28 protein-coding genes are annotated in these 26,287 nt (G+C 70.4%); 10 read left to right on the top strand and 18 right to left on the bottom strand.

Annotation, left to right across the window (positions count from 1 at the left end):
* A partial coding sequence (locus D0D37_RS37700; protein ID WP_208720343.1) for a nitroreductase family protein occupies positions 1-428 on the top strand: 428 nt, incomplete at its 5' end.
* 62 nt (positions 429-490) lie between these two features.
* Here the strand turns inward: D0D37_RS37700 and D0D37_RS37705 are convergent.
* The 12 genes from D0D37_RS37705 to D0D37_RS37760 form a co-directional block, all read right to left on the bottom strand.
* On the bottom strand, positions 491-1,144 hold the full coding sequence (locus D0D37_RS37705; protein ID WP_116205364.1) for a response regulator: 654 nt from the start codon (positions 1,142-1,144) through the stop codon (positions 491-493).
* A gap of 78 nt (positions 1,145-1,222) precedes the next feature.
* Complete coding sequence (locus D0D37_RS37710) at positions 1,223-2,938, bottom strand: sensor histidine kinase (protein WP_162834669.1); 1,716 nt, start codon at positions 2,936-2,938, stop codon at positions 1,223-1,225.
* 424 nt (positions 2,939-3,362) lie between these two features.
* Entirely contained in the window at positions 3,363-4,244 is an 882-nt protein-coding gene (locus D0D37_RS37715) for a universal stress protein (protein WP_116205366.1), read from the bottom strand.
* Positions 4,241-4,849, bottom strand: coding sequence for a CBS domain-containing protein (locus D0D37_RS37720; RefSeq protein ID WP_116205367.1), 609 nt, complete (start codon positions 4,847-4,849; stop codon positions 4,241-4,243). The genes D0D37_RS37715 and D0D37_RS37720 overlap by 4 nt, the downstream gene beginning before the upstream one ends.
* Positions 4,850-4,919: 70 nt before the next feature.
* Positions 4,920-5,210: a DUF1918 domain-containing protein gene (locus D0D37_RS37725; protein ID WP_116205368.1), complete on the bottom strand. Its 291-nt coding sequence runs from the start codon at positions 5,208-5,210 to the stop codon at positions 4,920-4,922.
* On the bottom strand, positions 5,177-5,359 hold the full coding sequence (locus tag D0D37_RS37730) for a hypothetical protein (protein ID WP_116205369.1): 183 nt from the start codon (positions 5,357-5,359) through the stop codon (positions 5,177-5,179). The genes D0D37_RS37725 and D0D37_RS37730 overlap by 34 nt, the downstream gene beginning before the upstream one ends.
* A 351-nt stretch (positions 5,360-5,710) precedes the next feature.
* Positions 5,711-6,382, bottom strand: coding sequence for a CBS domain-containing protein (locus D0D37_RS37735; RefSeq protein ID WP_116205370.1), 672 nt, complete (start codon positions 6,380-6,382; stop codon positions 5,711-5,713).
* Between the two features lie 10 nt (positions 6,383-6,392).
* Positions 6,393-6,767: a universal stress protein gene (locus D0D37_RS37740; RefSeq protein ID WP_116205388.1), complete on the bottom strand. Its 375-nt coding sequence runs from the start codon at positions 6,765-6,767 to the stop codon at positions 6,393-6,395.
* Between the two features lie 244 nt (positions 6,768-7,011).
* On the bottom strand, positions 7,012-7,137 hold the full coding sequence (locus D0D37_RS48255; protein ID WP_244223810.1) for an alpha-crystallin domain-containing protein: 126 nt from the start codon (positions 7,135-7,137) through the stop codon (positions 7,012-7,014).
* Between the two features lie 262 nt (positions 7,138-7,399).
* Positions 7,400-8,212, bottom strand: coding sequence for a universal stress protein (locus D0D37_RS37750; protein ID WP_116205371.1), 813 nt, complete (start codon positions 8,210-8,212; stop codon positions 7,400-7,402).
* An 811-nt stretch (positions 8,213-9,023) separates the two neighbouring features.
* Positions 9,024-9,851: an IclR family transcriptional regulator gene (locus tag D0D37_RS37755; RefSeq protein WP_162834670.1), complete on the bottom strand. Its 828-nt coding sequence runs from the start codon at positions 9,849-9,851 to the stop codon at positions 9,024-9,026.
* A 947-nt stretch (positions 9,852-10,798) separates the two neighbouring features.
* Positions 10,799-11,521, bottom strand: a complete 723-nt coding sequence (locus D0D37_RS37760) for an HAD family hydrolase (protein ID WP_116205373.1) — start codon at positions 11,519-11,521, stop codon at positions 10,799-10,801.
* 292 nt (positions 11,522-11,813) lie between these two features.
* Here D0D37_RS37760 and D0D37_RS46970 point away from each other — a divergent pair, with 292 nt between their 5' ends.
* Entirely contained in the window at positions 11,814-11,954 is a 141-nt protein-coding gene (locus D0D37_RS46970; protein ID WP_162834671.1) for a hypothetical protein, read from the top strand.
* Between the two features lie 41 nt (positions 11,955-11,995).
* Entirely contained in the window at positions 11,996-12,442 is a 447-nt protein-coding gene (locus D0D37_RS37765; RefSeq protein WP_162834672.1) for a hypothetical protein, read from the top strand.
* Here D0D37_RS37765 and D0D37_RS37770 read toward each other — a convergent pair.
* The 4 genes from D0D37_RS37770 to D0D37_RS37785 form a co-directional block, all read right to left on the bottom strand.
* Positions 12,439-14,274 carry a non-ribosomal peptide synthetase gene (locus D0D37_RS37770; protein ID WP_116205375.1) on the bottom strand — a complete coding sequence of 612 codons (1,836 nt, stop codon included), beginning with the start codon at positions 14,272-14,274 and terminating at the stop codon, positions 12,439-12,441. The two genes, D0D37_RS37765 and D0D37_RS37770, sit on opposite strands and share 4 nt — an antisense overlap.
* Positions 14,275-14,367: 93 nt before the next feature.
* On the bottom strand, positions 14,368-15,012 hold the full coding sequence (locus tag D0D37_RS37775) for a hypothetical protein (protein ID WP_162834673.1): 645 nt from the start codon (positions 15,010-15,012) through the stop codon (positions 14,368-14,370).
* A 46-nt stretch (positions 15,013-15,058) separates the two neighbouring features.
* The gene (locus tag D0D37_RS37780) at positions 15,059-15,442 is read right to left on the bottom strand and encodes a hypothetical protein (RefSeq protein WP_116205377.1); all 384 of its coding nucleotides are present in this window, start codon (positions 15,440-15,442) and stop codon (positions 15,059-15,061) included.
* Between the two features lie 300 nt (positions 15,443-15,742).
* Complete coding sequence (locus D0D37_RS37785; RefSeq protein WP_167493626.1) at positions 15,743-16,309, bottom strand: TetR/AcrR family transcriptional regulator; 567 nt, start codon at positions 16,307-16,309, stop codon at positions 15,743-15,745.
* Positions 16,310-16,393: 84 nt separating this feature from the next.
* Between D0D37_RS37785 and D0D37_RS37790 the strand changes: the two genes are divergently transcribed.
* The 6 genes from D0D37_RS37790 (at position 16,394) to D0D37_RS37815 (ending at position 22,747) form a co-directional block, all read left to right on the top strand.
* Complete coding sequence (locus tag D0D37_RS37790; RefSeq protein ID WP_116205379.1) at positions 16,394-17,098, top strand: aldo/keto reductase; 705 nt, start codon at positions 16,394-16,396, stop codon at positions 17,096-17,098.
* Between the two features lie 131 nt (positions 17,099-17,229).
* Positions 17,230-17,553 carry a DMT family transporter gene (locus tag D0D37_RS37795; RefSeq protein WP_116205380.1) on the top strand — a complete coding sequence of 108 codons (324 nt, stop codon included), beginning with the start codon at positions 17,230-17,232 and terminating at the stop codon, positions 17,551-17,553.
* A 363-nt stretch (positions 17,554-17,916) separates the two neighbouring features.
* A complete protein-coding gene (locus tag D0D37_RS37800; RefSeq protein WP_116205381.1) occupies positions 17,917-18,768 on the top strand; it encodes a geranyl diphosphate 2-C-methyltransferase in 852 nt (283 codons plus the stop codon).
* 14 nt (positions 18,769-18,782) lie between these two features.
* The gene (locus D0D37_RS37805; RefSeq protein WP_116205382.1) at positions 18,783-19,880 is read left to right on the top strand and encodes a family 2 encapsulin nanocompartment cargo protein terpene cyclase; all 1,098 of its coding nucleotides are present in this window, start codon (positions 18,783-18,785) and stop codon (positions 19,878-19,880) included.
* A 63-nt stretch (positions 19,881-19,943) separates the two neighbouring features.
* Positions 19,944-21,359, top strand: a complete 1,416-nt coding sequence (locus D0D37_RS37810) for a family 2B encapsulin nanocompartment shell protein (RefSeq protein WP_116205383.1) — start codon at positions 19,944-19,946, stop codon at positions 21,357-21,359.
* Positions 21,356-22,747 carry a family 2B encapsulin nanocompartment shell protein gene (locus D0D37_RS37815; protein ID WP_425267002.1) on the top strand — a complete coding sequence of 464 codons (1,392 nt, stop codon included), beginning with the start codon at positions 21,356-21,358 and terminating at the stop codon, positions 22,745-22,747. The genes D0D37_RS37810 and D0D37_RS37815 overlap by 4 nt, the downstream gene beginning before the upstream one ends.
* Positions 22,748-23,130: 383 nt before the next feature.
* On the opposite strand, the gene D0D37_RS37820 is transcribed toward D0D37_RS37815, so the two are convergent.
* Positions 23,131-23,667, bottom strand: a complete 537-nt coding sequence (locus D0D37_RS37820; RefSeq protein WP_116205385.1) for a snapalysin family zinc-dependent metalloprotease — start codon at positions 23,665-23,667, stop codon at positions 23,131-23,133.
* 38 nt (positions 23,668-23,705) lie between these two features.
* The gene (locus D0D37_RS37825) at positions 23,706-24,401 is read right to left on the bottom strand and encodes a S1 family peptidase (RefSeq protein ID WP_208720349.1); all 696 of its coding nucleotides are present in this window, start codon (positions 24,399-24,401) and stop codon (positions 23,706-23,708) included.
* Positions 24,402-24,860: 459 nt separating this feature from the next.
* Here D0D37_RS37825 and D0D37_RS37830 point away from each other — a divergent pair, with 459 nt between their 5' ends.
* On the top strand, positions 24,861-25,931 hold the full coding sequence (locus tag D0D37_RS37830) for a S1 family peptidase (RefSeq protein WP_244223811.1): 1,071 nt from the start codon (positions 24,861-24,863) through the stop codon (positions 25,929-25,931).
* The last annotated feature ends 356 nt before the right edge of the window (positions 25,932-26,287 follow it).

A 26,287-nucleotide genomic window follows, 5' to 3' on the forward strand; every position in this document is an offset into this window, starting at 1 on the left:
AATGGCAGCGCTGGACCGGTCGCGGCCGCGACCGCCGCGACGGCGTCCCGTTCGCCGCCGGAGGAGCCGTCGCCGCCGACGACACCTGGGTCCTGCGCGATTACGGCGGCGGCTCCCGCGCACCGGGCGCGGCGCCGCTGGTCGTGGTGGTCGGGACGTTCGCCGACCAGCCGATCGACCGGCTCCGCGCCGGACAAGCCATGCAACGCGTCCTGCTCACCGCCACCGCCCGCGGAATCGACGCCTCTTTCATCTCCCAGCCGATCGAAGTGCCCGCGATCCGCGCCCGCCTCCGCGATTTGCTCGGCGGCGGGCTCTGGCCGCAGATCGTGCTCCGCCTCGGCTACGGCGCCCCGGTGCCGCGGACGCCGCGCCGGGCGTTGGAGGACGTCCTCGTCACTCCCTCGGCGCTCGGCGTCTGTCCGTGAGGGGAACCCTGAGGGACTCTGAGTCCGTCAGGGTTCCCCTCACGGACCTGAGCACACCTCGGCTAACCGCCCGGCCGATGCGGACGCCCGCGCAGCTCCGTCGCGAGCACCGCCGCCTGCGTGCGCCGTTCCATGCCGAGCTTCGTCAGCAGCCGCGACACGTAGTTCTTCACCGTCTTCTCGGCCAGGAACATCCGCTCGGAGATCTGCCGGTTCGTCAGCCCCTCGCCGATCAGGCCCAGCAGCGTGCGTTCCTGTTCGGACAGCTGCGACAACGGCCCCCGCTGTTTTTCCGCGCTGTCGCGCAGTTTCGCCATCAGCGCGGCCGCCGCGTGCGCGTCCAGCAGGGACTTCCCGGCCCCGACGTCCCGGACCGCCGAGACCAGGTCGATGCCCTTGATGTCCTTGATCACGTATCCGGCGGCGCCGGCCAGCACCGCGTCCAGCATCGCCTGCTCGTCGGTGTAGGAGGTGAGCATCAGGCAGTTCAGGTCCGGCGACCAGGACCGCAGTTCGCGGGCCAGTTCGATGCCGTTGCCGTCGGGCAGCCGCACGTCGAGCACCGCGACGTCCGGCCGCAGCGCCGGGATCCGCGCCAGCGCCTGCGAAACGTCGCCCGCCTGGCCGACCACGGCGATCTCCGGGTCCTCCTCCAGCAGGTCGGCGACCCCGCGCCGGACCACCTCGTGATCGTCCACCAGGAATACCCGCAGCATCGGTCCTTCTCCCACCTTGGGTTCGTCCGTCCGTCGACAATACGGCGCGCCGCCGGGCTCCGGCAGCGCCTGAAGTCCTCAATCGCCGGTCCGCGGCCGGGTTTTCACCGGCACGGACCAGCTCAGCCGGGAACCGCCGGCCACGGTCAGCGTCCCGCCCCGGCGGCTGGCCTGCTCCGCCAGCGCGGCGATCTCCGCCGCGGCGGTCACGGCGAGGTCGCCGCCGCCGTCGTACCGGAGGGTCACCGTCGTCCGCGCCGCCTCCGCCTGGATTTCGACCTCCACCGATCCGGCCGACGTATGCCGGGAGACCAGCCGCAGCGCGTCGGCGAGCAACGGCACCACGACGTCCGAGGGCACCGGATCGAGCTTCCCGGTCAGCTGCGTGGACACCGCCAGCCCCAGTTCCTCGCGCGCCCGCGCCAGCACCCGCAGCACCTGGTCGCGGATCGGCTCCGGGGCGGGCGGCAGGACGTCGTCGAGCCGGAAAACGGTCTGCTGCACGTGGTCGATCACGTCGTCCAGGTCGGCGATCGTCTCGCGCAGCCGGGTCGCGACCACCGCCGATTTGGCGAGCCCGGCCGTGGTCTGCAGCGACAGACCGGCGGAGTAGAGCCGGTTGAGGATCTCGCTGTGCAGCCGTGCCGCGATCCGGTCGCGTTCGTCGTGCAGCGCGGCGTCCTCGCGTTCGGCCCGCACCCGCGCGAGTTCGAGCGCCACCGCCGCCTGGTCGGCGAACCAGGCCGCGATCTCCAGGTCGTCGGCGGTGAACGCCGGGCGTCCGGCCAGCCGAGAGACGGTCAGCACCCCGGCCACCGTCCCGTTCCCGGCGAGCGGCACCAGCATCACCGAGTCGAGGTTCAGGGTCAGCACGGACGGCACGGACAGCCGCGACAGCTCGTCCGGCCACGAACCGATCCTCGGCTCGCCGCGGGCGAACACCGTGCCGGCCACAGTGGACTCGGTGCGCAGTTCCCTGCCGGCCAGCTGCTCCGCGCCCGCCCCGACCGCGCGTTCGACGAAAAGGTAGCCCTCCCGCTCCGCCGGGCGGGTCACCGAAACCAGGTCCGCGGACGCGAGCGCCCGCGCGTAGTCCACGACGCGGCCCAGCGGATCGCCGAGATCCGCCGACAGCAGGTCCCGGGTGACCGCCGCGGACGCGCGCAGCCACTCCTGCTGGTTCCGCGCGGTCTCGTACAGCCGGGCGTTCTCGATCGCGCTGCCCGCCGCGGCGGCGAGCGCGAGCGCCAGCTGCTCGTCCTCCGCGCTGAACTGGCCCTGTTCCGCGTCGGCGAGATAGAGGTCGCCGAAAACCTCGCCGCGCACCCGCACCGGGACGCCGAGGAAACTCGTCATCGGCGGATGCCCTTCGGGGAACCCGGTCGAGCGCGGATCGTCCTGCAGCCGGGCCAGCCGCACCGGGCGCGGGTCCTCGACGACCGCGCCGAGCAGGCCCTTGCCTTCGGGCAGCCGGCCGATCCGCGCGACCGCCTCGGCGTCCATCCCGGTGTGCACGAATTCGGCCAGCCGCCCGTCCGGCCCGACCACCCCCAGCGCCGCGTACCGCGCCCCGACCAGTTCGCACGCGGACTCCACGAGACGGCGCAGCAGCGCGGGCAGCGCGAGGCTGCCGGTGATGGACTGGGTCGCGCGCAGCAGCCCGCGCAGCCTGCCTTGGGTGCTGATGACCTCCTGGGCGCGCTCCACCAATTCGCCGAGAAGCTGGTCCAGTTCCATCCTCGGCTGATCAGGGAACGTCAGCCCCGCGTCTTCGGGTGTGTCCCGCTGGTTCACCCCGGCTCCCGCCCGTCCGGCCCTCGCGTCCCGTCCGCGCGACGCCACTGGGAATTCAGTCTCTCGGCTCGCGAGAGGGGCCGTCAAGCGAGCGAAAAAGGCGGCAACGGCGGTTTTCGGCACTGCACGCGAAAACGGGCGTGCCGACTTCTCTCTTCGCGGGGAAATCGCGCGGGAAAAGCGTCGCGATCGCGGCAGGCCCAGACGTGGCTGTTTCCTCGTCCGCCGGGCGGAAGCGGGCGCGTACGGTGGTGCGCCACAAGATCGAACGGCGTAGTCGGTCCGCCCGGGCGGGCGCGAGTGTAACCGGAATGGTTCCTTCGGCGGAAATTTCGATCACCGCGCCGGAATTCCCGGTTGCGCCGTCCGAGCATTCCCGGAATATTCCCAGTTGTTGTCCTTTCGCCAGATACCCGCCCGCCGGTCAGCGGCGCGCCTCCGGCCGCACCACGAGGACCGGGCACGAGGCGTGGTGGATCAGCGCCTGGCTGGTCGAGCCCAGCTGCATCCCGGCGAACCCGCCCCGGCCGCGGCTGCCGACGACCATCAGCTGCGCCCTCCCGGACTCGTCGAGCAGCGCCTGGCGCGGCCAGTCCCGGACCAGCTTCCGGTGCACCCGGACGTCGGGGTACTTCTCCTGCCAGCCGTCCAGCCGCTGCGCCAGCAGCCGTTCCTCGACCGGCTGGCGGCGGGTCTCCCACACCGGCACCGGGCGCGCGGTGCGCTCCATCGCGTCGCACACGACGTCGGCCCAGGCGTGCACCGCGACGAGCGGGACCCGGCGGAAACTGGCCTCCTCGAAGGCCGCCGCGATCGCCGCCTCGCTGTTCGGGCCGGTGTCGACGCCGACCGCCACCGGTCCTTCGAGCGGCACCGGACCGTCGCCATGACGGCCGCGGACCACCGCGACCGGGCAGCCCGCGTTGCTCACGACCGCCGCCGTCGCCGCGCCGGCCAGCATGCCGGTGAACCCGTCGGTCCCGGTGCGGCCGAGCACGACCATCCGGGCGTCCCGGGACCGGTCGATCAGCAGGGCGGGCGCGGAATCGGTGTACACCTCGTTGCGGACGCGGGCCGGAACCGCCAGGTCGTCCTCCGCCGCGGGGAACGCGGCGGGCGCGTCCTCGAAAAGCGGTCCGGGCCCGGCGAAACCTCCGCTCGCGGCTGGCACGGCAGTCTGCAGGCAGTGCACGAGTTCCAGTTCCAGGTCGCGGCCCGCGGCGAGCCGGGCGGCCCACCGGACCGCCTCGGCGGCCCCGTCCCATCCGCCGATGCCGACGAGCACCGTGCGGTCGCGGCCGGTCATCTGCGCGCTCCGTCGCCGGCTTGGTCCGCTCCCACCACGCCGGGCACCGCGAGCGCCAGCAGCGTCGCGACGTCACGGTCGGTTTCGTCGTCGTAGCGGTCGGTGATGCGCACGATCCCCTCGTGCACCTCGACCTTCCAGCGTCCGGTCCCGCCGTAGACCTCGAGCCGGTGCCGCACGTCCGCCGCGATCGCGGTGTCGGCGCGGGCGAGGACCCGGACCACGTCGCCGCGCGTCACGATGCCGACCACCCGGGAGTCGTCGACGATCGGCATCGCCTGGCTCTTCGCGTCCACCAGCTCCCGGCAGACGTCGGCGAGGTCCGCGCCGGGCGGCATCCCGGCCGCGGGCGAGGTCATCACCGCGCCGACGGTCGTCTCTATCGCACCGGGGTGGTACGGACGGGGGCTGCCGTACCGCGGCTGTCCCGGGGTCCGGCCGCGGCCGAGTTCGGCCTGGGTGACGATGCCGACCAGCCGCTCGTCGTCGTCCACCACCGGCAGCGCCGGGAAGCCGCGTTCGGCCAGAATCTCGGCAGCCTCGTCGGCGGAGGTCCACGGACGCACCGTCTCCGCAGGCGAGGACATCAGATCGCGTGCGCGCATCAGCCCCGTCCTTTCCCTGGTACTGACTCGAAACTAGGCGAGCCGACCGGCCCGGCACGCCGGTCCGGAGTCACCGGCGCGAAGGACCAACGTCCTCAGTGCCGCGCCGAGGGCGGTTCCCGGCGCGGCGGGAGTGCCGGGCCGCTCCGCCGTTCGGCGCAGGGGCTCGCCGTTCGGCCTCGGTGAGCACGACCGCGTCCGGGCCGGGGAAGATCGTCGAGACATAGCCGCCGAGGAACCAGCGGACCGTGAACGGCGGCCCGCCGTCCGCGGTCCCGACCGCGACGATGCGGCCGTGCTGGTCCGGGAACTCCTCCCGGGCGCTCTTCACCACCAGCCAGTCGCCGGGCTGTGCGCGCATCGCCCCTCCTCGGTCCAGACCTTCACCGCTGCGGAGAAAGTTCCGCCGTGACAACGCGCTTCGGCGGCCGCCCACCGGACCGCGGCGAGCGATGCCGCCGACTCGTCGAGCCCGACGAGCACCACGCCGCCGGGCTTGTTCCGGGACACCGGCCGCCTCCCGTTCCGCCGCCGGTCCCGGCGGCCCGGTCCATGGTGGACTCCGACAGAGCCCGAAGTCCCTTCCCGCAGGGACGAAAGCGTCTCTCCGACCGTGCTGCGGCGGGCGTTTCCCGGCGTGGGCGGCATTCGGCACGCAACCGCGGTCCGGACGGTGCACGCGGGCCGCAGAACCCGGGCCCCGGCGGGTGCGTTCCACAGTGGACGACTCCGGCGGGTGCCCGACGGCGGAATCCAGTTCCACAATAGACAGATTGCGGCACCCCGTCCCCGACACGGGAAGAGACCACCGTCCGAAAAGGACACAGCTGCTGCTCCCGCCGGGCGACGGGGAACCAGGAGTCACCCGGGCACGCTGCCCGCGGCCGGTTCGTCGGCCAGGACGATCCGGGCGTCCACTCCCACCCGCAAATGCTCCTTCACCGCCACCACGCCGTCCACGCGGCCGACCAGCGCCAGCATCACCGGGATCACCGGCACCATGCTGCGGCGCTCGACCGTGCCCGTGAGCGACACGACGCCGTCGCGCACCACGATCTCCAGCGACGCCGGGTCGACGCACAGCTCGCGGTCCAGGACCTCGTCGCGCACCTCGTCGCGGATCTCGCTGTCCGGCCGCAGGAACACCCGCCCGAGGTCGCCGCGCGAGACGATGCCGGACAGGATGCGGTCGGCGCCGAGCACGGGGAGGCGGTGCACCCGGCGGGTGTTCATCAGCCGGACCGCGAACACGACGTCGTCGTCCACGCCGACGGTCACCGGCGGCGCGCTCATCACCTCGGCCACCGCCCCGGCCCTGCGCCGAGCGATCCGCCCGAAACAGCGACCGGACTGCCGCCTCGACAGATCCTCGCACGTGACGACACCGAGAACCCGGCCGTCCTCGCCGACCACCGGCGCACCGCCCACGTCGCGCTGTTCCAGCACAGCGAGCGCGACTTCGACCGGGGTATCCGGCTCGACCGTGGCGACGTCGGCCGTCATCACCGCGCGTACCTGACGGGTTCTCTTCATCTCGGGCTCCTCACAGCAAGGGATCAGGGCGAGCGGCGCCCGCGTTGCCCACGTCCGGCAGCGGCCCGCGTTCTTCGGCCGAGCGGACCAGCGCCGGACCGGGCGCACCGTCGATGGCTCCGGTCCGCACCCGCGCCAGGTCCGCGCCGGGGGACGCCCTGACGACAGTGGCGTCCAGCTCGTGCCGGTACCGGGACGCGATCTCTTCGTACGAGCGCGCGACCGCCGACTCCAGATCCGCTACCGGGTCGAAGGTCCAGGCGCGCAGCACTGCGACCGTCCGGCCGCTCACCGCCGCTTCTTCCAGCGCCCACCGCACCGCCGCGACGCTGCTCGCCGAGCCGTCGGCACCGACGACGATCTCGCGCTCGTTCGCCACGGTCATGCGCTTCTCCTCGCACCCAGCCGGTTCGCAATGGAGCCACTCCGCTCCAGCACCGCCGCCGACCTCGCGCCTGACCGCCACCGTCATGAGCCGCTCCCCGCGCCCACCCGGGCAGTCCACAATGGACCGCCGAGCGCCCTGCGCTACTCGACCTCGATCTTGATCCGCCGCTCGTGCGGCTGCCCGGCCAGCGGCATCGAGATCTCGAGGATGCCGTCGGTGTAGCGGGCGGCCACCTCGCCGGTCACCGCCCCGGCGGCAGGCGGGCCGTGCGGCTGAACTTGCCGTAGGAGAATTCGCTGCGGCCGTCGAGGTGCTTGCGTTCCTCGCGGTCCGCCTCGACGGTCAGCAGGCCGTCGCGCGTCGTCACGCGGATGTGCTTCTCCGGGTCGAAACCCGGCAGTTCGACGCGGCGAACGGCCACGGCCGGTCGAGCCAGGCGGCGAGGTTCGGCAGCGCCAACAATGACGTCATTGCGCACTCCTCTCTCGGGAACGGTGTCGCCCTTCAGGAAACCGCGCCCGCCCGGTCCCGCGACGCGGCCGGACTGCCCGAAGCCGAAGGCCGAAAGTCACCGGCCGGGCCGCGCCCCTGGAAACGGCGAGTTCAGAGGTCCACTTAGGACACCTTGCTCAGCGGGCCACCGCGACCGGGCAAGCCGCGTGCGCCAGCAGCCAATATCCCGTCGAACCGAGCAGCCCGCCCGCGACGGGGCCGTGCGCTCGGGCTCCCGCGACGATCAGCTGCGCACCGGCCGAAATCCCGGACAACGCCCGCGCCGCCGAGCGCACCCGCACCACATGCACGCGCACCGGCACGCCCGGATGCTTGCGCGACCACGCGGCCACCTGCTCCCGCAATCCGCTTTCCCGGCCCGGACGGCCGTCGTGCCACGCGTGCACCGCCTCGAGTCCGGTTCCGCGCGAAACGGCGGCGTCGAAGCCGAAGGCGAGCGCGCGTTCGCCGCCGTCGGAGTCGTCGAGGCCGACCACCACCGGTCCGCCCGCCGCCGCGCTGCCCCGGATGACCACCACCGGACAGCGCGCGGACGCGGCCGCCCGCAACGCCACCGATCCGATGGCCCCGCCGCGCGCCCCGCCGAGCCCGTGCGCGCCCAGCACGAGCAGCCCGGCTTCGTCGGACAGCGCCGCCAGCAGTTCAGCCGCGGTCCCGAGCCGGACGCACATCCGCACCGGGACCGCCGGCGCGGCCTGGCGGGCGGTTTCGGCTGCCTGGCGCAGCAACCGGCGCGCGGGCTCCATCAGGAGTTCGGCGTCGCCAGGCGGTTTCCCGTGCGGCAGGAGGTCCGGGTCGTCGCACAATTCGGCGTGGAACACCACGAGCCCGGTGCCGCGCCGCCCGGCCTCGACCGCCGCCCAGCGGACCGCCGCGAGCGCCGCCGTCGACCCGTCGGCCCCGACGACCACCGGCCTGCTCACCGCCATGGTTCCCGGTTCTCCCTGCCCTGTTCTCCGGCTCCCCGGCAGAGCGCGGCACCGTGCTTGCCGCGTTCCGCGGGCCGGCGGCGGGCAGCCCCCTGCCCCGGGGCCCTCCGCTCCTCGTCCATCACATGCCTCCTCCAGCCGGTTTTCCTTGTCGTTCCCGCGGCCGACGCTAGGCCGCGGCAGCCCGGCGGCACTGCGGGAGGACGTCCGCGACGCGGGAGTCTTTGGTCCCAGGGCGAAAGGCGCTGCGGCCCTCCGCGCGGGTTCAGTGCGCAAGCGGTGGCTCCGCCTGCGCCGATCAGCGGCCCCAGAGCCGGAAACCCTTCCCGCGCACCAGAATCCCCTCGCCCGCTCCCCCGCCCGGCTGGCAGGCCACGGCCCCGCGCGACAGCACGACCTGCACCGGACAGCAGCATCTCGCCGAAAATCCGCGCCGAACGGCAGAAACCGGTCGCTGCACGCTGCTCTGAACTCCACCAGCCAACCCTCAACCAGCGCCCCGGCGATCGCGACGAGCTGGTTGCGCCGTGAGGGGAACCCTGAGGGACTCAGAGTCCGTGAAGGTTCCCCTCACGGCCTTCCGGAGCCGCCTGGCGACCGTCGCCGCCGACGCGATCGCGTTGACCAGCCGCGACCAGTGAGCGTCGCGCCGAAATCCCCTGCGGCACAGCGGGAGCGCGTCGCCTGCCCGCCGCCACCGAACCGAAAGCCCCTGCCGCGCCGCGGAACCGACCGTTCACCGCGCCCTCAGCCGAATTGCGCCATTCCCCCGAACGACGTTCCGCCTTCCGGACGCCCCTAACCCCCGCGGCTATTCCACCGGACGGCCGGATTTCGCGCTCCGCCAATCAGCCGCCACCGTTTCGCGGAGGATGCGCTGCGCCGTCATCCGAGTGGCCTGCAGCGAAGAATGCGCTTCCCGGGAATTGAACACCCGCCGCGGCGCCGCCACGCTCAGCGCCGCCACCGCCGTCCCGGTGACGTTGAAGACCGGGACCGCCGCGGCGATCAGCGCGCCGGGCAGCCGCGGGTTGAACGACACCTCGCGCCGCCGGATCTCGCGCAGTTCCGTGCTCAGCCACGCCGGGAGCCCGCCGCCGTTCTCGTCCTCGCCCCGGTATCCCGCGAACACCGCGAACCGCGCGGCGAGGCCGGGGTCGAACGCCATCAGCACTCTTCCCGCCGCGCTGCCGGCCAGCTGCGAATCGTTTTCGATCCCCTCGGCCAGCGAACAGTAGCCGCTGCTGTAGATCAGATGCACGAAATCGACGACATTGCCGCTGGCCACGCCGAGGCCGACCAGGTAACCGGTCCGCCAGTGGATGTCGATCAGAGACGGGAGAATGCCTCTTCGCAGCCGCTGCAGTTCCTGCGTGGAACCGGGTCTGGCGAGCCGGCACACCGCTTCCCCGTGCCGGTAATGGTATCCGGCCCGCACGACCATTCCGTATCCTTGCATCTCGGCCAGCAGCCGGTGCACGGTGCTTTTCGGCAACCGGGTCGACCGCGATATCTCGCTCAGCGTTTCGATCCCGCCCGAATCGCGGATAGCGCTCAGGATCGAAAGCGCGCGGGGAATCGGCCTGCGCGGCACCACGCTCGTACAAGCCCACCGCCCGTTATCGTCGCTCACAGTCACGACCGCAACCTCCACCGAATCCACAAGTCTGTCGTGCGCGCGACGCCGGGGAGCCCTGTTCCCGCGCGCGGGCGCCGTCCCGGCGCCGCTGCGCGACCGCTGCCCTGCGCGGTCCCGACGCGCTCCGCCGCTCGCGGGCGCTTCCGCGCCGCTGCCGCCCGATTCGTCCGCCACCGGCGTCTTTCCTGACAAATTCCTCTTCTCGCGCCGAACACTCCCGGCCTTCATGTTTGCCCAGGACCGCGCCAGGCACAACCGGTCGCACCCGTTCACTGAAACAGATCGCCCCAGTGGCGCAGCGCGTTGGCCTGCACGCCTCGCCAGACGACCTGCCCACCCTCCGACCCGGGGACAGTCGGTCACGCTGCGTCGCCATAACGCATTCGCGCGCCGTCTTGTTCGCGGACTGTGACAATGGTGCATCCTAGCGCTATTCGTTCGTCGGACGCCGTGGCGGAAACGTCGCACGAAAACCCGGCGAATAGCCGGTCGGGCCGGAGAATATTCCGGGCAATCCCGCGTTTCCGCCGGGACGCGGCGGCGCGCTCCGAGCCGCGCCGCCGTTTCGGCTCCGGCCTCCCCGCGATCGGCGGGCGCGTCGGCTCCGGAACCGCAATCGACCGAGCCGGCCACGACGGCGGGGATGGTGCCGTCCGTGCCGACATCGGGAGAATCAGCGGAAACCGTTTCCGGCGCCCGCCGCGCCTCCGCCGGAAGACGATACCAGGACTCAGTCGACGGCGAGCGACCAAACGAGGACGCAGAGCGATGTTCCAGCGCGCGGAACAAGGACTTGACTTCCCGCGGAGGAACGAACGGACAACCGAGGAGACCGCGTCAGCCGACTACGCTATTCATCGCGATCATGTTGGCACGCAACACTATCTTCACTGCGGGCACGCTACCGGCGCGTAAATTCGAAGGGGTACACCGTCAAGGAGCGTCGGTTACGCAGCCTCCGCACCCGCGACCACTCGCTCGCACACCCGCAGGATCGTGCGCCGGTCGACGACGTGCCAGGGCTGACCGGCGGAAAGCCGCCGAAGCTCCGCGTCCGGTTCGAAGGCCACGGCCTTGCCTACGCACGAGAAGATTTCCGCGTCCGAGGCGGAATTCCCGATCGCGAGGAAGTTCTCCGCGTCGAACCCGGCCGCCTCGACCAGGCAACGCACGAAGGACAGCTTGCCTCCGGCGGCACCGGGCGCGGACAGGAGACGTCCGGTGAACCTGCCGTCGGCCACTTCCACGACCGCGCCGTGCCCGCCGGACAGCCCGAGGTCGATCGCCGCCTCCTGCACCGGGAAATCGTGATTGCCCGACAGCAGATGGATCCGGTATCCGCTCGCCCGCAGCAGCGAGAGCAGTTCCGGAACAAAGGAAAACAGTTTCCCCCGGCTCGCCCGCCAAGTTTTCTCCGCGGCGAACCGAGCCTGCGCGACCGACGCGCCTTTCATCGCGAGCGCGTACAGCCGATAGATCTCGTTCATCAGCCCGAGCGGAGCCTTCTCGTTGCCCGCCAGCTGGTCGATGGCCTCCAGGCAGGACAGCCCCGCTTGCCGGTCGCAGGTGCCGTCGTCGAGCAGGACCCGCAGATAATGCCTCGAAGTGTGCCCGGGAAGAAGGGTTCCGTCCAAGTCCAGAATCGCGTATTTCGTCGCGCAGCAGTTCATGAGTCACCCTGATCCGTCGCAGCCGCGAAAACAGCCCTTCCGTGAGCGCTTTCGGCGAATATCCGCGCTGACAGTACATCGGCGGTGGCCCCGGCCCGACCGCTTGTTCCATGTCCCGGGACACCGCTGTCCCGCCCCGGAAACGCGGTAATAATCGGAAAATTTCCTCGAGAGCTTCGAGCCAGGCACCGGAATCGGCTGGGTCAGCCGATCAACCGGCCCGCGCACCACCATTTCCGCCACTTCCCGTTCCCGGCGCGAAAGAGCCCGCCCGTCCGAGGGCGACTCCAGCTTGCGCCGCCCGGCCAATTTCCGCTGCACCTTCGTCGTCTCGCGCAGCAACGCACCGGCACCAGCGCTCGGGAAGACCTCGCGCGCCTCGCCGATCCGCTGGGTCGCGGCCGACCTGGCCGCGGTCATCGAACAAGCCTGAAACCCGTTGCTCCACGACAGCCGCCGGTGGAAGCTGTACTCGTGGACACGGAAACGAGACAAGCGTGCGTGACTTCGCTCCTCGCGTTGGCGAGCAGCCCCGCCTACCAGGACAGGATCGACGCCGGATGGGGACTGGCACGCTTCGCCGAAGTCGCCGAGGCACAACAAGCACTGGTGAAGCTCGTGCTGGACAACAGGGACACCGGCGTCACCTACGCGACCGCAGAAGCCTTGCTCCGGCGATTCGACACCCTTGGCCTCAGGCTGGTGGCAACAGCGCTCGCGACAGCTAATTGGGAGCAGGCGGGCTGGATCGAGCAAGCGATCCGTAAAGTCTTGGGATTCACCTCCGGAGACCGTGACGCAGCAGTCGAAAGGTGCGAACCGCTCACGCACAGCACCAACGAGGAGATCCGCCGCGGAGCCACACGCCTCCTCGGTGAACTCAGGAGCATCAATCCGATACTCACCACTGTGCGGCGCTAGCCGTTCGGCTCGCCCAACGCGTGCTCAACATCCACATCGGACAGTGCCGCCACATAATCCGCCACCGCCCGGTGCACCTCCGCCGCCAGATGCTCCACAGTGGACGCCTCGAAAACCGCGCTCACCGGCAGCTCCACCGGGAACCGCTCCCCCAGCAGCGCCACCACCCGAGTCGCCAGCAGCGAATGCCCGCCCAGGTCGGCGAAGAAATCGTCGTGGACACCGACGCGAGACAGGCCCAGCAATTCCCGCCACACCTCGGCGACGGCCTCCTCGACCGGCGTCCGCGGCGCGACGAACTCCACCGTCGGCCCGGCTTCCGCCGGCTCCGGCAACGCCGCGCGGTCCACCTTGCCGTTGGGCGTGATCGGCAACTCGTCGAGCCACGACCACAGCGACGGCACCAAATGCGCGGGCAACTGGGCGAGCAGGAATTTCCGCAACTCAGCCACAGCGGGCCGCGCAGCCACCACGTGCGCCGCCAGAACCCGGTCGCCGCCGTCGCGTTCGTATGGCACCACCACGGCCGACCGCACGAGCGGATGCGCCGTGAGCACCGCTTCCGCCTCGCCCGGCTCCACCCGGAAACCGCGGATCTTGACCTGCTGATCGAGCCGTCCGAAGAAGGCGAACGCACCGTCCGGCCGGAGCGCGACCTCGTCGCCAGTGCGGTAAAGCCGCCCGCCGCCGCCAGCCGGATCGGGCACGAACCGCTCCGCAGTCAGCGCGGGACGACGGAAATAGCCGCGCGCGACACCAGGACCGCCGAGCAGCAACTCGCCCCGCGCACCGGGCTCGACCGGCACGCCGTCGGCATCGGTGACAAACGCGTGCGTGTTCGCGATCGGCTTGCCGATCGGGATCGGCCCAGCGGTGTCGGCGACCGTCATCCCCCGGTGCACGCAAGCGAAAGTGGTGCACTCGGTCGGACCGTAGCCGTTGCTCATCTCGGCCCCGAGTTCCTCGATCACCCGCCGCGCCTGCACCGGCGGCACGACGTCGCCGCCCGCGATGACGTGCCGCACCCCGGCGAGCGCGGTGACCCGGTCGTCGACCACGTGCCCGAACAGCCCGGAGCTGAGCCAAACCGTCGTGACCCCGAACCGGCGCACCGCCTCCTCGACCGACGCCGCAGTCGGCACTCCCGGCGGCAGCACGGCCAGCGTCGCGCCGGTGGCGCGCGCGCCCCACAACTCGAACGTCGAGACGTCGAAGCACAACGACGTCAGCAACAGAAACACTTCTCCCGCACCGAAATCGGCGAATCCGGAGCCGTGCACCAGCCGGACCACCCCGCGATGCGTCACCTGCACCCCCTTCGGCAGCCCGGTGGAGCCGGAGGTGTACATCTGATACATCAGGTTGTCCGGCACCACTTTCGCGACCGGCGCGGCATCCGGCCAGCCGCTGAGGTCGGCTTCGTCGGCGAAAACGACCGTCGGCGCGGCTTGGACACGGTCCGCCAGCGCCCGTTCGGTCACCGCGACCGTCGCGCCGGAGTCGCCGAGCATGAACGCGAGCCGCTCGGGCGGATAGCCCGGGTCGAGCGGGACGTAATAGCCGCCCGCCTTGAGAATTCCGAGCATCGCGACCAACAGGGTCGTCCCGCGTTCCAGGCACAGCGCGACCGGCGTCTCCGGCCCGATTCCCTGCGCTCGCAGCAAATGCGCGAAACGGTTGGCGCGACGGTCCAGCTCGCCGTAGTCCAGCCGTTCGTCGCCGAAGAGCACGGCCGTCGCCTCGGGCGCCCCGGCGGCGTAGCGGGCGAACAGCTCGTGCACGCACAAGTCGGGCAGCGGCACGTCCGCGCCGCGTTCAGGCTGCATGGTCATGAAGGCGTCCTCCCGCGTCGAACGGTTCCGACTGGAGCATGACCATCGCCCCGCGCCGGAGCCAGAGACGAACGAGCAGACATCCCCGCGAAGTCAGCGGCGGCGAGGCAGCGGCCTTCGGAACCCCATCCACGCGCTCAACCCGAACAACCCGGCCAGCAGCCCCGCCGACGCCCCCAGCCACACCAGGTCGGCCGGCAGTGCGTCCGGATCCAGCTCGTCCGCGCGATGTGTCGCCACGATGCCCGCCCGGTCCTCGACGACGTCGACCGTCTCGCCGGCTTTCATCTGCGACTTCACCGACAGTTCCTCGGACAGCAGCGTGCCGTCCGGCCGGTTGACCCGTGCGGTGCAGGCGGTGCCGCCCTTGACATGGTGGCATTCGGAGGACACCGCGATCGCGCTGTACCGATCGCCGGTCGCCGCGAGATAGCCGACCGACGTCACTCCGACGCAGACCAGGTAGAACGCGGTCAGCAGGAAGCCGCCGACGAGGAACCAGCCGCGTCCGGAGAACATGAACGCCGCGGACGTCGCCAGTGCGGCGAGCAGGAGGCCGAAGAGCAAGCCCGCCGCGGCCGCCACCGTGCTGGCGCTGACGAACCCCACCGCCGCCGCGCCGCCGGCCACCAGCACCACGAGCCAGCACAACCCGGCACGCAGAGCGATGACCCGACCGCTCGCCGGAGTCGTTTTCCGGGCGGAATCCCTTGCCACAGCGGGCTTTCTGGTGGACACGCCGGAATGATGACACGGCGGGCCCGCTGCCGTACCCGATTACGGACTACCGGCGCGCGTGATGCCCCTCGACCGGTGGCCGGAAGAACGACCGCACCGGCGCCAGCAGCCCCACCAATGACAACACGATGAACACGATTTGGTGCACGTGATCGGTGCCCGGCGGCAGCCGGAAGATCAAGTGCGCGAGCCAGAACAGCGGGTAGAACCACAGCGCGAACCACGCCCACCGCTCCCCCGCGCGGAACGGGAGCACCGCGGTCAGCCCGCCCAGCGGCCCGAGCCCGGCGGTGGCGAGCGCGTCCGTGCGGTAAAGCAGCGCGTCCCCGGCGGGCGGCACGATGGCGACCACGATCCCGAACCCGAGGATCCCCGCGCTGACCGCCGCGAGGCAGATCCAGCCGATCCGCATCGGCGTGCCGCTGTTCATCCGGCGAATTTACTCCGGATCGGCCCGTTCAACTGCCGCTCCGCATCGGCGCCCGGGCCTGCTCGACCGCCACCTGCACGGCAAACCGGCCAAATCCACACCAACACACCGCTGTGCGCCCGGTGAACTCACTCCGCGACCGCCGATTCCGGCCCGCTCAATCGCCACCCGACAGCTTCAAGCCAGCCGCATCGCATCGGCGCGCCGCCATTCCCGTTCAATCGGCACCGCCACGGGACAAACCAACCGATCGCATCAGCGCACCGCGGCGCACGCGGCGAACCCGATCCACCCCGCCACTCAGTCTGACGGCAGCGCGTAAGCCAGCCGATGCAGTGCCTTCTTCACCGCCGCAACCGACATTCCGCGCTCATGCCGCTGATTCTGGTACAGATCGGGCGCCAGCGGAGCCAGCAGCACATCCGGCAGCGCCTCGTCCCGCAACCCGGCCTCGCGCACCTGCGCGGCCACGAAAACCCGCCAGAACCCGTACGCGCCGGTCTGGTACCGCCGAGACCCGGTCTCCGCGCCCAGCGCCAACGGCAAATGCCGCTCCAGCAGATCGATCATCGCGTCGTAGAACGCCATTAACCGTTCCCGCGGCGAGGCACCCGGACCGAGCGGCGGCGGCCCGGACAGCATCGCCTCCTGCAACCGGCGCTCGTGCTCGTCCAGCAGCGCGACCGCGACCGCCGCGACGCTGTCATAACGCCGGTACAGCGTCCCCCGCCCGACCCCCGCCGCCGACGCGAGGTCGCCCATCGTGATGTCCGGGCCTTTCGTGGCGAACAGGTCCTCGGCCGCGGCGAGGATCCGCTGCCGGTTCGCCGCGGCGTCCGCCCGCTCGGTTACTGGCTTGCTGTTCACCCCGTCACTGTATCTGGACAGCGTGTCCGGATCGAGTACAGTCGTAAGTGGACACAGTGTCCACATGGGAGATGGGGGCAGACCATGCACTCGTTCACGCTCGCCGGCCGCACCGCGGGCCGGATCGGCTACGGGACCATGCAGCTCGCGGGACCGAAGGCCCTGGGCGAGCCGGCCGATCCGGAACGCGCCAAAGCGGCCGTCCGCGCGGCCGTCGACGCGGGCATCCGGCTGATCGACACGTCCGGCTACTACGGGCCCGAGGTCGCGAACCGCCTGCTCGCCGAGGCGCTCCGGCCTTACCCGGACGACCTGCTCATCGCCACCAAGGTCGGCGCGCGCCGCAGTCCGGACGGCGGTTTCGTCGCCGATGCCGCGCCGGGTGCGATCAAAGCGGCCGTCCGCGACAACCTCGCGCAGCTTGGGGTCGAGCGGCTTCCGTTGGTGCACGCCAGGTTCATGCCCGACAGCACGGTCCCGTGGACAGACACCGTCGGCGCGCTCGCCGAACTGCGCGATGAAGGACTGCTCGAACAGATCGGCATCTCGAACGTCACCCTCGACCTGCTGGACCAGGCGCGCGACGTCACGCCGATCGCGTCCGTGGAGAACGAGTATTACGTCGGACACTCCGGCGGCCGCGACGTCCTGGACGCCACCACCGCCGCCGGGATCCCGTATCTGGCGTTCCGTCCGCTCGGCAACGGAGCACTCGCCGGAGCGAAGTCGCCACTGACCGAACCTGCCGGGCGAATCGGCGTTTCGGCGGCGACGCTCGCCCTCGCCTGACTCCTGGACCTCGCGCCCAACGTCGCCGTCATCCCGGGCACGAGCAACCCACGCCACCTCGCCGACCTCGTCGCCGCCCGGCAACTCGCCCTGCCGTCCGACGTTCGCGCCGCGCTCGACGAGGCCTGACGATGGGCTGGATCGCCGTAGTCGCGGCCGGGCTGCTCGAAATCGCCTGGGCGCACAGCATTCGCCTCACCGACGGCTTCACCAAACTCTTCCCGACGCTCATCTGCGGCGCGCTCACCGTCCTCGTGCTGTACGTCCTGAACGTCGGCATGAAGACGGTCCCGGTCGGGACGGCGTACACGGTGTTCGTCGGGATCGGCGCGGTCGGCACGGCTGTCGTCGGGATCTTCTGGCTGCACGAACCGGTCAGCCTCACGCGGATCATCGCCCTCGCATTGATTCTCGGAGGAGTCGTCCTGCTTCAGCTGACCTCCCGGACCGCCTGACGGCCGCGCCGAGTTCCGCGGCCTGGAACCGCTTCGGCTTATCGGGCGTCACCCGTCTGCCAGGATCGTCCACACGCTGTTGCCCGCCGTCATCCTCCCGTGTCCCCGGCGGCATCGTTCGTGCCCCGGCGACCCGCGCGCGAACACCCCGCAAGGGTGGCTTCCTAGGCCAGAAGAGGCACGCGAAACGACTCGCGCCAGCCCGCGAGTGAATTCCTCCGAATCGTCTTGTCCGGGGAAAAGAATCCTCGCTAGCCTCGGACGCGGAGGGAGAAAAGCCGACCGCGTCCGCCAGTCCGGACGCGCGCCGGCACAGTTCACCGCGCGCCGACCGGAAATTGCGGTCCGAAAAGGGAGTACATGATGACGTCTGTTGCCCGTCCGGTTGCCCGCACCGCGTATCAGCAGTCGGTCGCCGACTACTGGAACGCCGAAAAGGATCCGGTGAACCTGCGCCTCGGCGACGTCGACGGGCTTTACCACCACCACTACGGCATCGGCGACTACGATCCGTCCGTTCTGGACGGACGCGGGGAAAAGCGGGACAAGGCGATCATCGCCGAAATGCACCGGCTGGAGACCGCGCAGTCGCAGTTCCTGTTGCGGCATCTGGGCGACATCGAGCCCACCGCGCGGCTGCTCGACGCCGGGTGCGGGCGCGGCGGCACCAGCGTGCAGGCGCACCAGCGGTTCGGCTGCCGGGTGGACGGGATCTCCATTTCCGAGCAGCAGGTCGCCTTCGCCAATGAACAGGCGCGGCTGCGCGAAATCGACGGCGCGGTGCAATTCCATCTCCGGAACATGCTCGACACCGGATTCGAAAGCGGGGATTTCGCCGGGATCTGGAACAACGAAAGCACGATGTACGTCGATCTGCACGAACTGTTCGCCGAACACGCGCGGCAGCTCGCCCCGGGCGGGCGATTCGTCACCATCACCGGCTGCTACAACGACCTGACCGGCGGGCGCTCGCGCGCGGTGAGCCAGATCGACCAGCATTACATCTGCAATATCCACGCCCGCGGCGACTATTTCAAAGCCTTGACCGCCAACGGCTTCGTCCCGATCAACGTCGTGGACCTGACCGAGGCGACGATCCCGTACTGGGAGCTGCGCGAGCAGTCGTCGGTCGCGACCGGCATCGAGGCGCCGTTCCTGACCGCCTATCGCGAGGGCAGCTTCCACTACCTGCTCATCGCCGCCGACCGCGTCTGACCGGGCGGGCCGACATGTCCGGAATCGCAGCGGTCCGCCCGGATCTCGCGTTCGCAGGCCCGCTCGGGCTGGGCACCTCCGCGGCGCGGATCGCGGAGCAATTCGCGCCGTCCGGCGGCCAGGATCCGGCATACGCGGAACGGGAATGGGGCGACGGCAGCGCCTCGCCGCTGTACTGCCCGGTCGTGCGCCGGGTGGACGAGCCGCTCGCCGAGGAGGTCGACCGGCGGCTCGTCGCGTGGGCGGAGGACTGCGGGTTCGAGGGCGAGGGGCTGGACCAGATCGCGCAGGCCACGTTCGGCAGGCTCGTGATGCTCGCCCACCCGGACACCTCCGATCCCGACCGGCTGCTGATCGCCGCGCAGCTCAACGCGGTGTGGTGGGCGGCCGACGACTACTACGCCGACGACAGTTCCCTCGGCGCCTCGCCGACCGAACTGCCGCCGCGGCTGGCGCTGGTCATGGCCGCGATGGACCCGGTCGCGCCCGCCGGCGAGTTCTCCGAGCCGCTGGAAGAGGCGTTGCGGGCGGATCCGATCCGGGTCGGGTTCCGCTCCGCGGTCGACCATCTCGGCAGGCACGGTTCGCCGGTGCTGGTCCAGCGGGTGTGCTACTCGACGTTCGCGATGTTCGTCAGCTGGGGCGCCTACGCCGCGTGGCGCCACACCGGGCGCTATCCCCCGGCCTGGGAGTACCTGGCGGCCCGCCAGCACGACAGCTTCTACACCTCGATGACCCTCGTCGACGCCGTCGGCGGGTACGAACTGCCCGCGCCGTTCTACTACGACCCGCGCGTGCGGGAGGCGATGATGCGCGCGGGCACCGCGACGGTCCTGGTCAACGACCTCCATTCGGTGGCCAAGGACGCCGCCGACGAGAACCCGGTCTGCAACATGGTGCTGCAGATCGCCGCCGACCGGAACTGCCCGGTCTCCGAGGCGGTCGAGACCACGGTCGCGCTGCACAACAAGATCGTGCGCGAGTTCGAGGAGGGGCACCGGGCCCTGCTCTCGATCCCGTCGCCGGAACTGCAGCGCTTCCTCGCCGGCGTCCGCGACTGGATGGGCGGCGGCTTCGAATGGCACGCCACGAACCCTCGCTACCGCTCCTGATCCCAGAACTCCCGATCCCAGGCTCGTTACCCGGGCTCGCTACCCAGACAAGGTGGTTTCGCTGTGACTGTCACCGATCCGGTCGACTCCGCGGACGTGGAAGACCAGGAACCCTTGAGCCTAGGCCGCGCGGCGGCGCGGCAACTGGCCACGACCACGAAGTCCGTGCCGCAGATGCAGGGCATCAGCTCGCGGTGGCTGCTGAAGGTGCTGCCGTGGGTCGAGGTCTCCGCGGGCACGTACCGCGTCAACCGGCGGCTCAGCTACACCGTCGGCGACGGCCGGGTCACGTTCGTGACCAGCGGCTCCGAGGTCCGCGTCATCCCGCCCGAACTCGGCGAACTCGCGCCGCTGCGCGGATTCGACGACGAAGCGGCCCTGTCCGAACTCGCCGGGCGGTTCGAGCAGCGCGAATACCAGCCGGGCGACGTGCTCGCCGAATTCGGCAGCCGCGCCGACCAGGTGTTCCTCATCGCGCACGGCAAGATCACGAAGGCCGGCGTCGGCGCCTTCGGCGACCAGACTGTCCTCGGCACGCTGTTGAACGGCGACTATTTCGGCGAGAACGTGCTCACCAGCTCCGACGGCATCTGGGAGTTCACCGCCAAGGCGGTCACCGCCGCGACCGTGCTGACGTTGTCGCGCCAGGAGTTCGAAGGCGTGCTGAACCGCTCGGAAACGCTGCGGGCGCACCTGGAGTCTTTCGTCGCGGGCGGCGACACGGCTCGCAACGAACACGGCGAGGCCGAAATCGCCCTCTCCGCCGGGCACGACGGCGAACCGCAGCTGCCGGGCACCTTCGTCGACTACGACACTTCCCCGCGCGAGTACGAGCTGAGCGTCGCGCAGACCGTGCTGCGGGTCCACGGCCGGGTCGCCGACCTCTACAGCGAGCCGATGAACCAGACCGAGCAGCAGTTGCGGCTCACCGTCGAGGCGCTGCGGGAGCGGCAAGAGCACGAGCTGGTCAACAACTCCGACTTCGGCCTGCTGAACAACGCCGACTTCGAGCAGCGGGTGCCGACCCGCACCGGCCCGCCGACGCCGGACGATTTCGACGAGCTGCTCTCGCTGGTGTGGAAGGACCCCAGCTTCTTCCTCGCGCACCCGAAGACGATCGCCGCGTTCGGGCGGGAATGCAGCAAGGCCGGGATCTACCCCGGCGCGGTCGACCTCGGCGGCAACCAGGTGCCCGCGTGGCGCGGCGTGCCGATCCTGCCGTGCAACAAGATCCCGGTCACCGAGACCCGCACCAGCTCGGTCCTGCTGATGCGGACCGGCGAGCAGGCCCAGGGCGTGGTCGGGCTGCACCAGACCGGGCTGCCCGACGAATACCAGCCGGGCCTCAACGTCCGGTTCATGGGCATCAACGAGCAGGCCATTCTCTCCTACCTGGTCTCGGCCTACTATTCCGCCGCCGTCCTCGTTCCGGACGCGCTCGCCGTGCTCGAAGCCGCCGAAATCGGCCGGGAGGGCTGAGCCCGGTGCCGATCACCGAACAGGAGCAGCTCTCCCTCGGCGTCAAGGCGGCCCGCACCCTCGCCACGACCACCAAGTCGGCGCCGCAGATGCGCTCGATCACCCCGCGGTGGCTGCTGTCGCAGCTGCCGTGGGTCGAGGTGCCCGGCGGCAGCTACCGGGTCAACCGGCGGCTCGCCTACACCGTCGGCGACGGCAAGGTGAGCTTCTTCCAGACCGGAGCGCAGGTGCAGGTCGTCCCGCTCGAGCTGACCGAACTTGAGCTGCTGCGCGGTTTCGCCGACGAAGCGGCCCTCGGCGTGCTGGCCGACGCGTTCGAACAGCGCGAGTACGAGGCGGGCAGCACGCTCGTCTCCGCCGGGAACCCGCTGGACCAGCTCGTGCTCGTCGTGCACGGCAAGGTCACCCGGCACGGCGAGGGGCACTACGACGCGGAGACCCACCTGGGCACCGCCACCGACGGCGACCACTTCGGCGGCGAACTCCTCGCCAGGGACGACGCCACCTGGGGGTTCACCGCCCGCGCCGCGACCAGGGTGGTCGCGCTGGTGCTGCCCGCCGGCTCGTACGCCCGGCTCAACGGCAGGCTCGATTCCCTGCGCGCCCATGTCGCGCAGGCGGTGTCCCAGCCGCAGAAACCGCAGAACCGCAAGGGCGAAGCGAGCATCGACCTGTCCGCCGGCCACGACGGCGAGCCGGTCCTCTCCGGCACCTACGTCGACTACGAACCCTCGCCGCGCGAGTACGACCTCGCGGTGGCGCAGACGGTCCTGCGGGTGCACAACCGCGTCACCGACCTGTACAACGACCCGATGAACCAGTTCGAGCAGCAATTGCGGCTCACCGTCGAAGCGCTGCGGGAACGGCAGGAACACGAACTGGTCAACAACCCGGATTTCGGCCTGCTGCACAATGCCGACCTCAAATCCCGGATCACGACGCGCACCGGTCCGCCGACGCCGGGCGATCTGGACGAACTGCTCTGCCGCCGGCGCAAAACGCGCTTGTTCCTCGCGCATCCGCGGGCCATCGCCGCTATCGGCCGCGAATGCACGAGGGCGGGCATTTACCCGGAGCCGGTCGTGGTGGACGGGAAACCCGTCACCGCGTGGCGCGGGGTCCCGATCCTGCCGTGCGACAAAATCCCGGTCACCGAGGCGGGCACCACCTCAGTGCTCGCCATGCGCACCGGGGAAGACGACGCGGGCGTCATCGGATTGCGGCCGAAATCCCTCGCCGACGAATACCGGCCGGGATTGAACGTGCGGTTCATGCACATCAACGACCGCGCGGTGTCGTCCTATTTGGTCAGTGCCTACCACTCCGTCGCGGTTCTGGTCCCGGACGCGCTGGGGGTTCTCGACGACGTCGAGGTCGCCCGGGCTTGAGCGCGGCCCGGGTTGTGTGCCACGGCGACGCTCGCCGGAAGCAGTGCTTCCGGCGGGCGTCGGCGTCTCGGGGGCGGATGTGCTTGCCAGGCAAGCGAATCGTCTGGCACCGCGTCCGGGGATCCCCGACGGCATCGAAATCGCCCGCCCCTGAGCCCGGGCCGGGGGTTCCGGGGCACGGCAACGCTCGCCGGAAGCAGTTCGCTTCTGGCGAGCGTCGACGGCTCAGGGGTGGATCTGCTTGCCAGGCAAGCGAACCGTCGGACACCGTGTCCGGGCATCCTCCACGACCTCGAAATCGACCGCCCCTGAACCCGAGCCTCGGGTTCCAGGGCACGGCGACGCTCGCCGGAAGCGACACGCACCCGGCGAGCGTCGGCGTCTCAGCGGAAGATGTGCTTCTCAGGCAAGCGAACCGTCGCGAAACCGTTCGCGAAGTTCGAGTCCACCTGTGCCGATTCCTGAGCGTCCGGCATCGCGTTCTTGCACGTGATTCCCGGCCCGTGCCCGGACATCAGTTCCGAGCACGGTCCCTCGTAGTGGTCGGGCAGGCCGAGGTTGTGCCCGATCTCGTGGGCGATGATCCGGGTCGGGTCGTTGCCCTCGGCGACCTGCTGGGTGTCGATGTAGATGTCGCCGGTGCCGTGCCCGTCGGTCTGGGTGTAGGAACCGCCGCCGGTGGTTTCGTGCATGATGATGGTCGCGGCGCCGCCGCTGTTCAGGTGGACGTTGTGCACCGAGTTGTTCCAGTTCGCCGTGGCTTGGGTCGCCTCGGCTTGGTAGTCGGGCAGACCGCTGGCGTCGTAGTACAGCTCCACCGCGTCCAGCGGCGCGGCGGTCGCAGTGCCGACGCCGGTCAGCGGCAGCACTAACGCGACGGCCGCGCCCGCGGCCAGTCGGCCAAAGCGTTGCAGGATCATGGTTTTTCCTCTCCGAAAGAGGTTTTCCGGGACAGGGTTCAGCTTCCGATCTGCTGCTGGATCCACGACATGTACTGGGCGATGCCGGTGTAGAGGGTGGTGGTGGCGCATTCGCCGCCGTTGTCGCCGGGGCCGTGGGTTTCGCCTACCAGCGTCCAGTTCCCGGTGGTGCCGACGATCGCGGGGCCGCCCGAATCGCCGTGGCACGCGGAATGCGCGTAGTCGCCGGAGATGCAGACGTCGCCCGCGCCGCCGCCGCCCTCCGCGCACGCGCTGCTGTCGAGGACCTGGAGGTCGATCTGCTGCAGGGTTTGCGCCGTCTGGCAGTTGGGCCAGCTCGTGCAGCCCCAGCCGAGCAGTCGCGCGCCCGTTCCCGGAGTCGGGTTGCTCTGCGCCATCGCGACCGGCGCGGACTGGGCGGGCTGGCTCAGGTGCATCATGGTGAGATCGGTGCCCTGGTCCGTGATCACGTTGTCGATCTGGCCGACCTCGCCGGCGTTGATGTCGATGGCGCCGATCCGCGCGGTCGAGGCCTGGCCGCAGTGGTTCGCCGTGATGATCCACTGCGGCGCGACGAGGCTGCCGCCGCAGCCGTTGTCCAGCGACACCATGAACGAGTAGGTTTCGCTGGCGTCGCTGCCTCCGATGATGGCCGGCTGCGCCGCGATCGCCGGTGCGGCCGCTCCGAACAGCAGGGCAGCCGCGCCCATCACCGCCAGCATTATTTTCCGCATCGCTTTCCCTTCCATAGCAACCAATCCCGCCAATCGCGGGAGAGGCAGAAGTTCGGCCGGGGATACGGCCGGGGGGACCACTTTCGCGGGCGCCGGGCCCGCTATGGAAACCACAGAGTCCCAGGGCCGCCGGAGTCCGAACACCGTCGAAAGGAGGGATACCGCCGGATGCCGAACCGTGCGCGGCGGCACGAACGTCGATTACCGGGATGAACCGAACGCGGAATACAGTGTTCCGGCTAGGGCGTCTGCGCTGTTCAACGAGCTGCCAATGGTTCGGATACGCGGAGTTCGGACTTCCGTTGAGCGGACGGCGAGCACCACTGGACAGCAAAGCCGAACGGGATTCGCGACTTTCGTGGGTATAAGCGATTGCCAGTCGTCCCTAAACTGCGAATTGCGCCCGCATTAGCTGACCGCGGTGCGCCATCGTCCTATTCGCAAGAAACGGAGATGTGCATGATCCCAGCACTCAGTCAAAGACACGGCGGACGCGGCGGCATCGCCTTCGCCGCGGCGGTTCTGGCCGCTGGATCAGTTTTCGCCGCCTCGGGCGTCGCGGCTGCCCAGCCGTCGGCGGCACCGCTGAACGCGAGAGCCGCGACCGCCATGTCCGCCAGCATCGCGAAGTCGCTCGGCGACCGCACCGTAGGCTCGTACTATGACAAGTCCAGTTCGCGGCTGACGGTCACCGTCACCGACCAGGCCGCCGCCGACCAGGTCCGCGCGGCCGGCGCGACGCCGAAGTTCGTGAAATATCGTGCCTCCCAACTGAAAGCCGTCACCGCAGACCTGGCGCGCACCGCGGCCGTCCCCGGCACCGCATGGCGCGTCGACCCTCGGTCCGGCCAGGTGCTCGTCACCGCCGACTCGACGGTGACCGGAGCCAAACTCGCCCAGGTGACCGGCGCGGTGCACCGCTTCGGCGACAAGGCCCGCTTCGCGCAGACCAAGGGCAAACTGCGCCCGCTGATCAGCGGCGGCGACGCCATCTGGGGCCAGGGCCTGCGCTGCTCGCTGGGCTTCAACGTGCACACCTCGAGCGGCCAGCCCGCGATCCTGACGGCCGGACACTGCGGCGTGGCGACCAACGACTGGTGGGCCGACCAAGGCAACTCGCAGCACATCGCCAGCACGTCCGGCGCGAACTTCCCCGGCACGGATTATTCGTACGCCACCTACGATTCCGGCGTAGACGCCCCGAGCGCCATCAACACCGGCCAGCAAATCACCGCCGCGGGCGACGCGACAGTCGGCGAAACGGTCACCCGCAGCGGCTCGACCACCGGCGTCCACGACGGCCAGGTCACCGCGCTCAACGCCACGGTGAACTACCAGGAAGGCGCCGTGAACGGCCTGATCGACACCACAGTCTGCGCAGAACCCGGCGACAGCGGCGGCTCGCTCTTCGACGGAGCCACCGCAATCGGCCTCACCTCGGGCGGCAGCGGAGACTGCACCTCCGGCGGAGAAACCTTCTTCCAGCCAGTCCCCGCCGCACTGAGCGCCTACGGTCTGGTTCTGCCGTAAGCCCATTTCCGCTTGGCCTGGTTCTATTTGGACGTGAGGGGAACCCTGAGGGACTCTGAGTCCCTCAGGGTTCCCCTCACGTCCACCGACTGGCAGTGAAGGGGCCCCTCACGACCCGAGCCGCCGTGAGGGGCCCCTTCACGTACCTAGATTCCCTCAAGGAGCCCTTCACGGACCCCCACCCACCACCGCAACCAGCGCAGGAGCCCTTCACGGACCACCCACCCACCAAACCGCACCGATGCACCCAACCATCGAGGCACCCACACCACCCCCGCACCCCGATACGAAGCCTCCCCTGCGGTCTTGGGGTGCTTGTCAAGGCATCTTTCCCGCCTTGACAAGCACCCCAAGAC

Source organism: Amycolatopsis circi, from assembly GCF_003385235.1.
Lineage (GTDB): Bacteria > Actinomycetota > Actinomycetes > Mycobacteriales > Pseudonocardiaceae > Amycolatopsis > Amycolatopsis circi.

Excerpts from the sequence above, each read along its gene's own strand:
- D0D37_RS37705 (WP_116205364.1), bottom strand. The coding sequence starts at position 1,144 with ATGCTGCGGGTATTCCTGGTGGACGATCACGAGGTGGTCCGGCGCGGG.
- D0D37_RS37735 (WP_116205370.1), bottom strand. The coding sequence starts at position 6,382 with ATGAAGAGAACCCGTCAGGTACGCGCGGTGATGACGGCCGACGTCGCC.
- D0D37_RS37740 (WP_116205388.1), bottom strand. The coding sequence starts at position 6,767 with ATGACCGTGGCGAACGAGCGCGAGATCGTCGTCGGTGCCGACGGCTCG.
- D0D37_RS37790 (WP_116205379.1), top strand. The coding sequence starts at position 16,394 with ATGCACTCGTTCACGCTCGCCGGCCGCACCGCGGGCCGGATCGGCTAC.
- D0D37_RS37720 (WP_116205367.1), bottom strand. The coding sequence starts at position 4,849 with ATGCGCGCACGCGATCTGATGTCCTCGCCTGCGGAGACGGTGCGTCCG.
- D0D37_RS37725 (WP_116205368.1), bottom strand. The coding sequence starts at position 5,210 with ATGCGCGCACAGCCCGGCGACTGGCTGGTGGTGAAGAGCGCCCGGGAG.
- D0D37_RS37800 (WP_116205381.1), top strand. The coding sequence starts at position 17,917 with ATGACGTCTGTTGCCCGTCCGGTTGCCCGCACCGCGTATCAGCAGTCG.
- D0D37_RS37830 (WP_244223811.1), top strand. The coding sequence starts at position 24,861 with ATGATCCCAGCACTCAGTCAAAGACACGGCGGACGCGGCGGCATCGCC.
- D0D37_RS37750 (WP_116205371.1), bottom strand. The coding sequence starts at position 8,212 with ATGGCGGTGAGCAGGCCGGTGGTCGTCGGGGCCGACGGGTCGACGGCG.
- D0D37_RS37825 (WP_208720349.1), bottom strand. The coding sequence starts at position 24,401 with ATGCGGAAAATAATGCTGGCGGTGATGGGCGCGGCTGCCCTGCTGTTC.
- D0D37_RS37780 (WP_116205377.1), bottom strand. The coding sequence starts at position 15,442 with ATGAACAGCGGCACGCCGATGCGGATCGGCTGGATCTGCCTCGCGGCG.
- D0D37_RS37795 (WP_116205380.1), top strand. The coding sequence starts at position 17,230 with ATGGGCTGGATCGCCGTAGTCGCGGCCGGGCTGCTCGAAATCGCCTGG.
- D0D37_RS37770 (WP_116205375.1), bottom strand. The coding sequence starts at position 14,274 with ATGACCATGCAGCCTGAACGCGGCGCGGACGTGCCGCTGCCCGACTTG.
- D0D37_RS37760 (WP_116205373.1), bottom strand. The coding sequence starts at position 11,521 with ATGAACTGCTGCGCGACGAAATACGCGATTCTGGACTTGGACGGAACC.
- D0D37_RS37820 (WP_116205385.1), bottom strand. The coding sequence starts at position 23,667 with ATGATCCTGCAACGCTTTGGCCGACTGGCCGCGGGCGCGGCCGTCGCG.
- D0D37_RS37715 (WP_116205366.1), bottom strand. The coding sequence starts at position 4,244 with ATGACCGGCCGCGACCGCACGGTGCTCGTCGGCATCGGCGGATGGGAC.
- D0D37_RS37805 (WP_116205382.1), top strand. The coding sequence starts at position 18,783 with ATGTCCGGAATCGCAGCGGTCCGCCCGGATCTCGCGTTCGCAGGCCCG.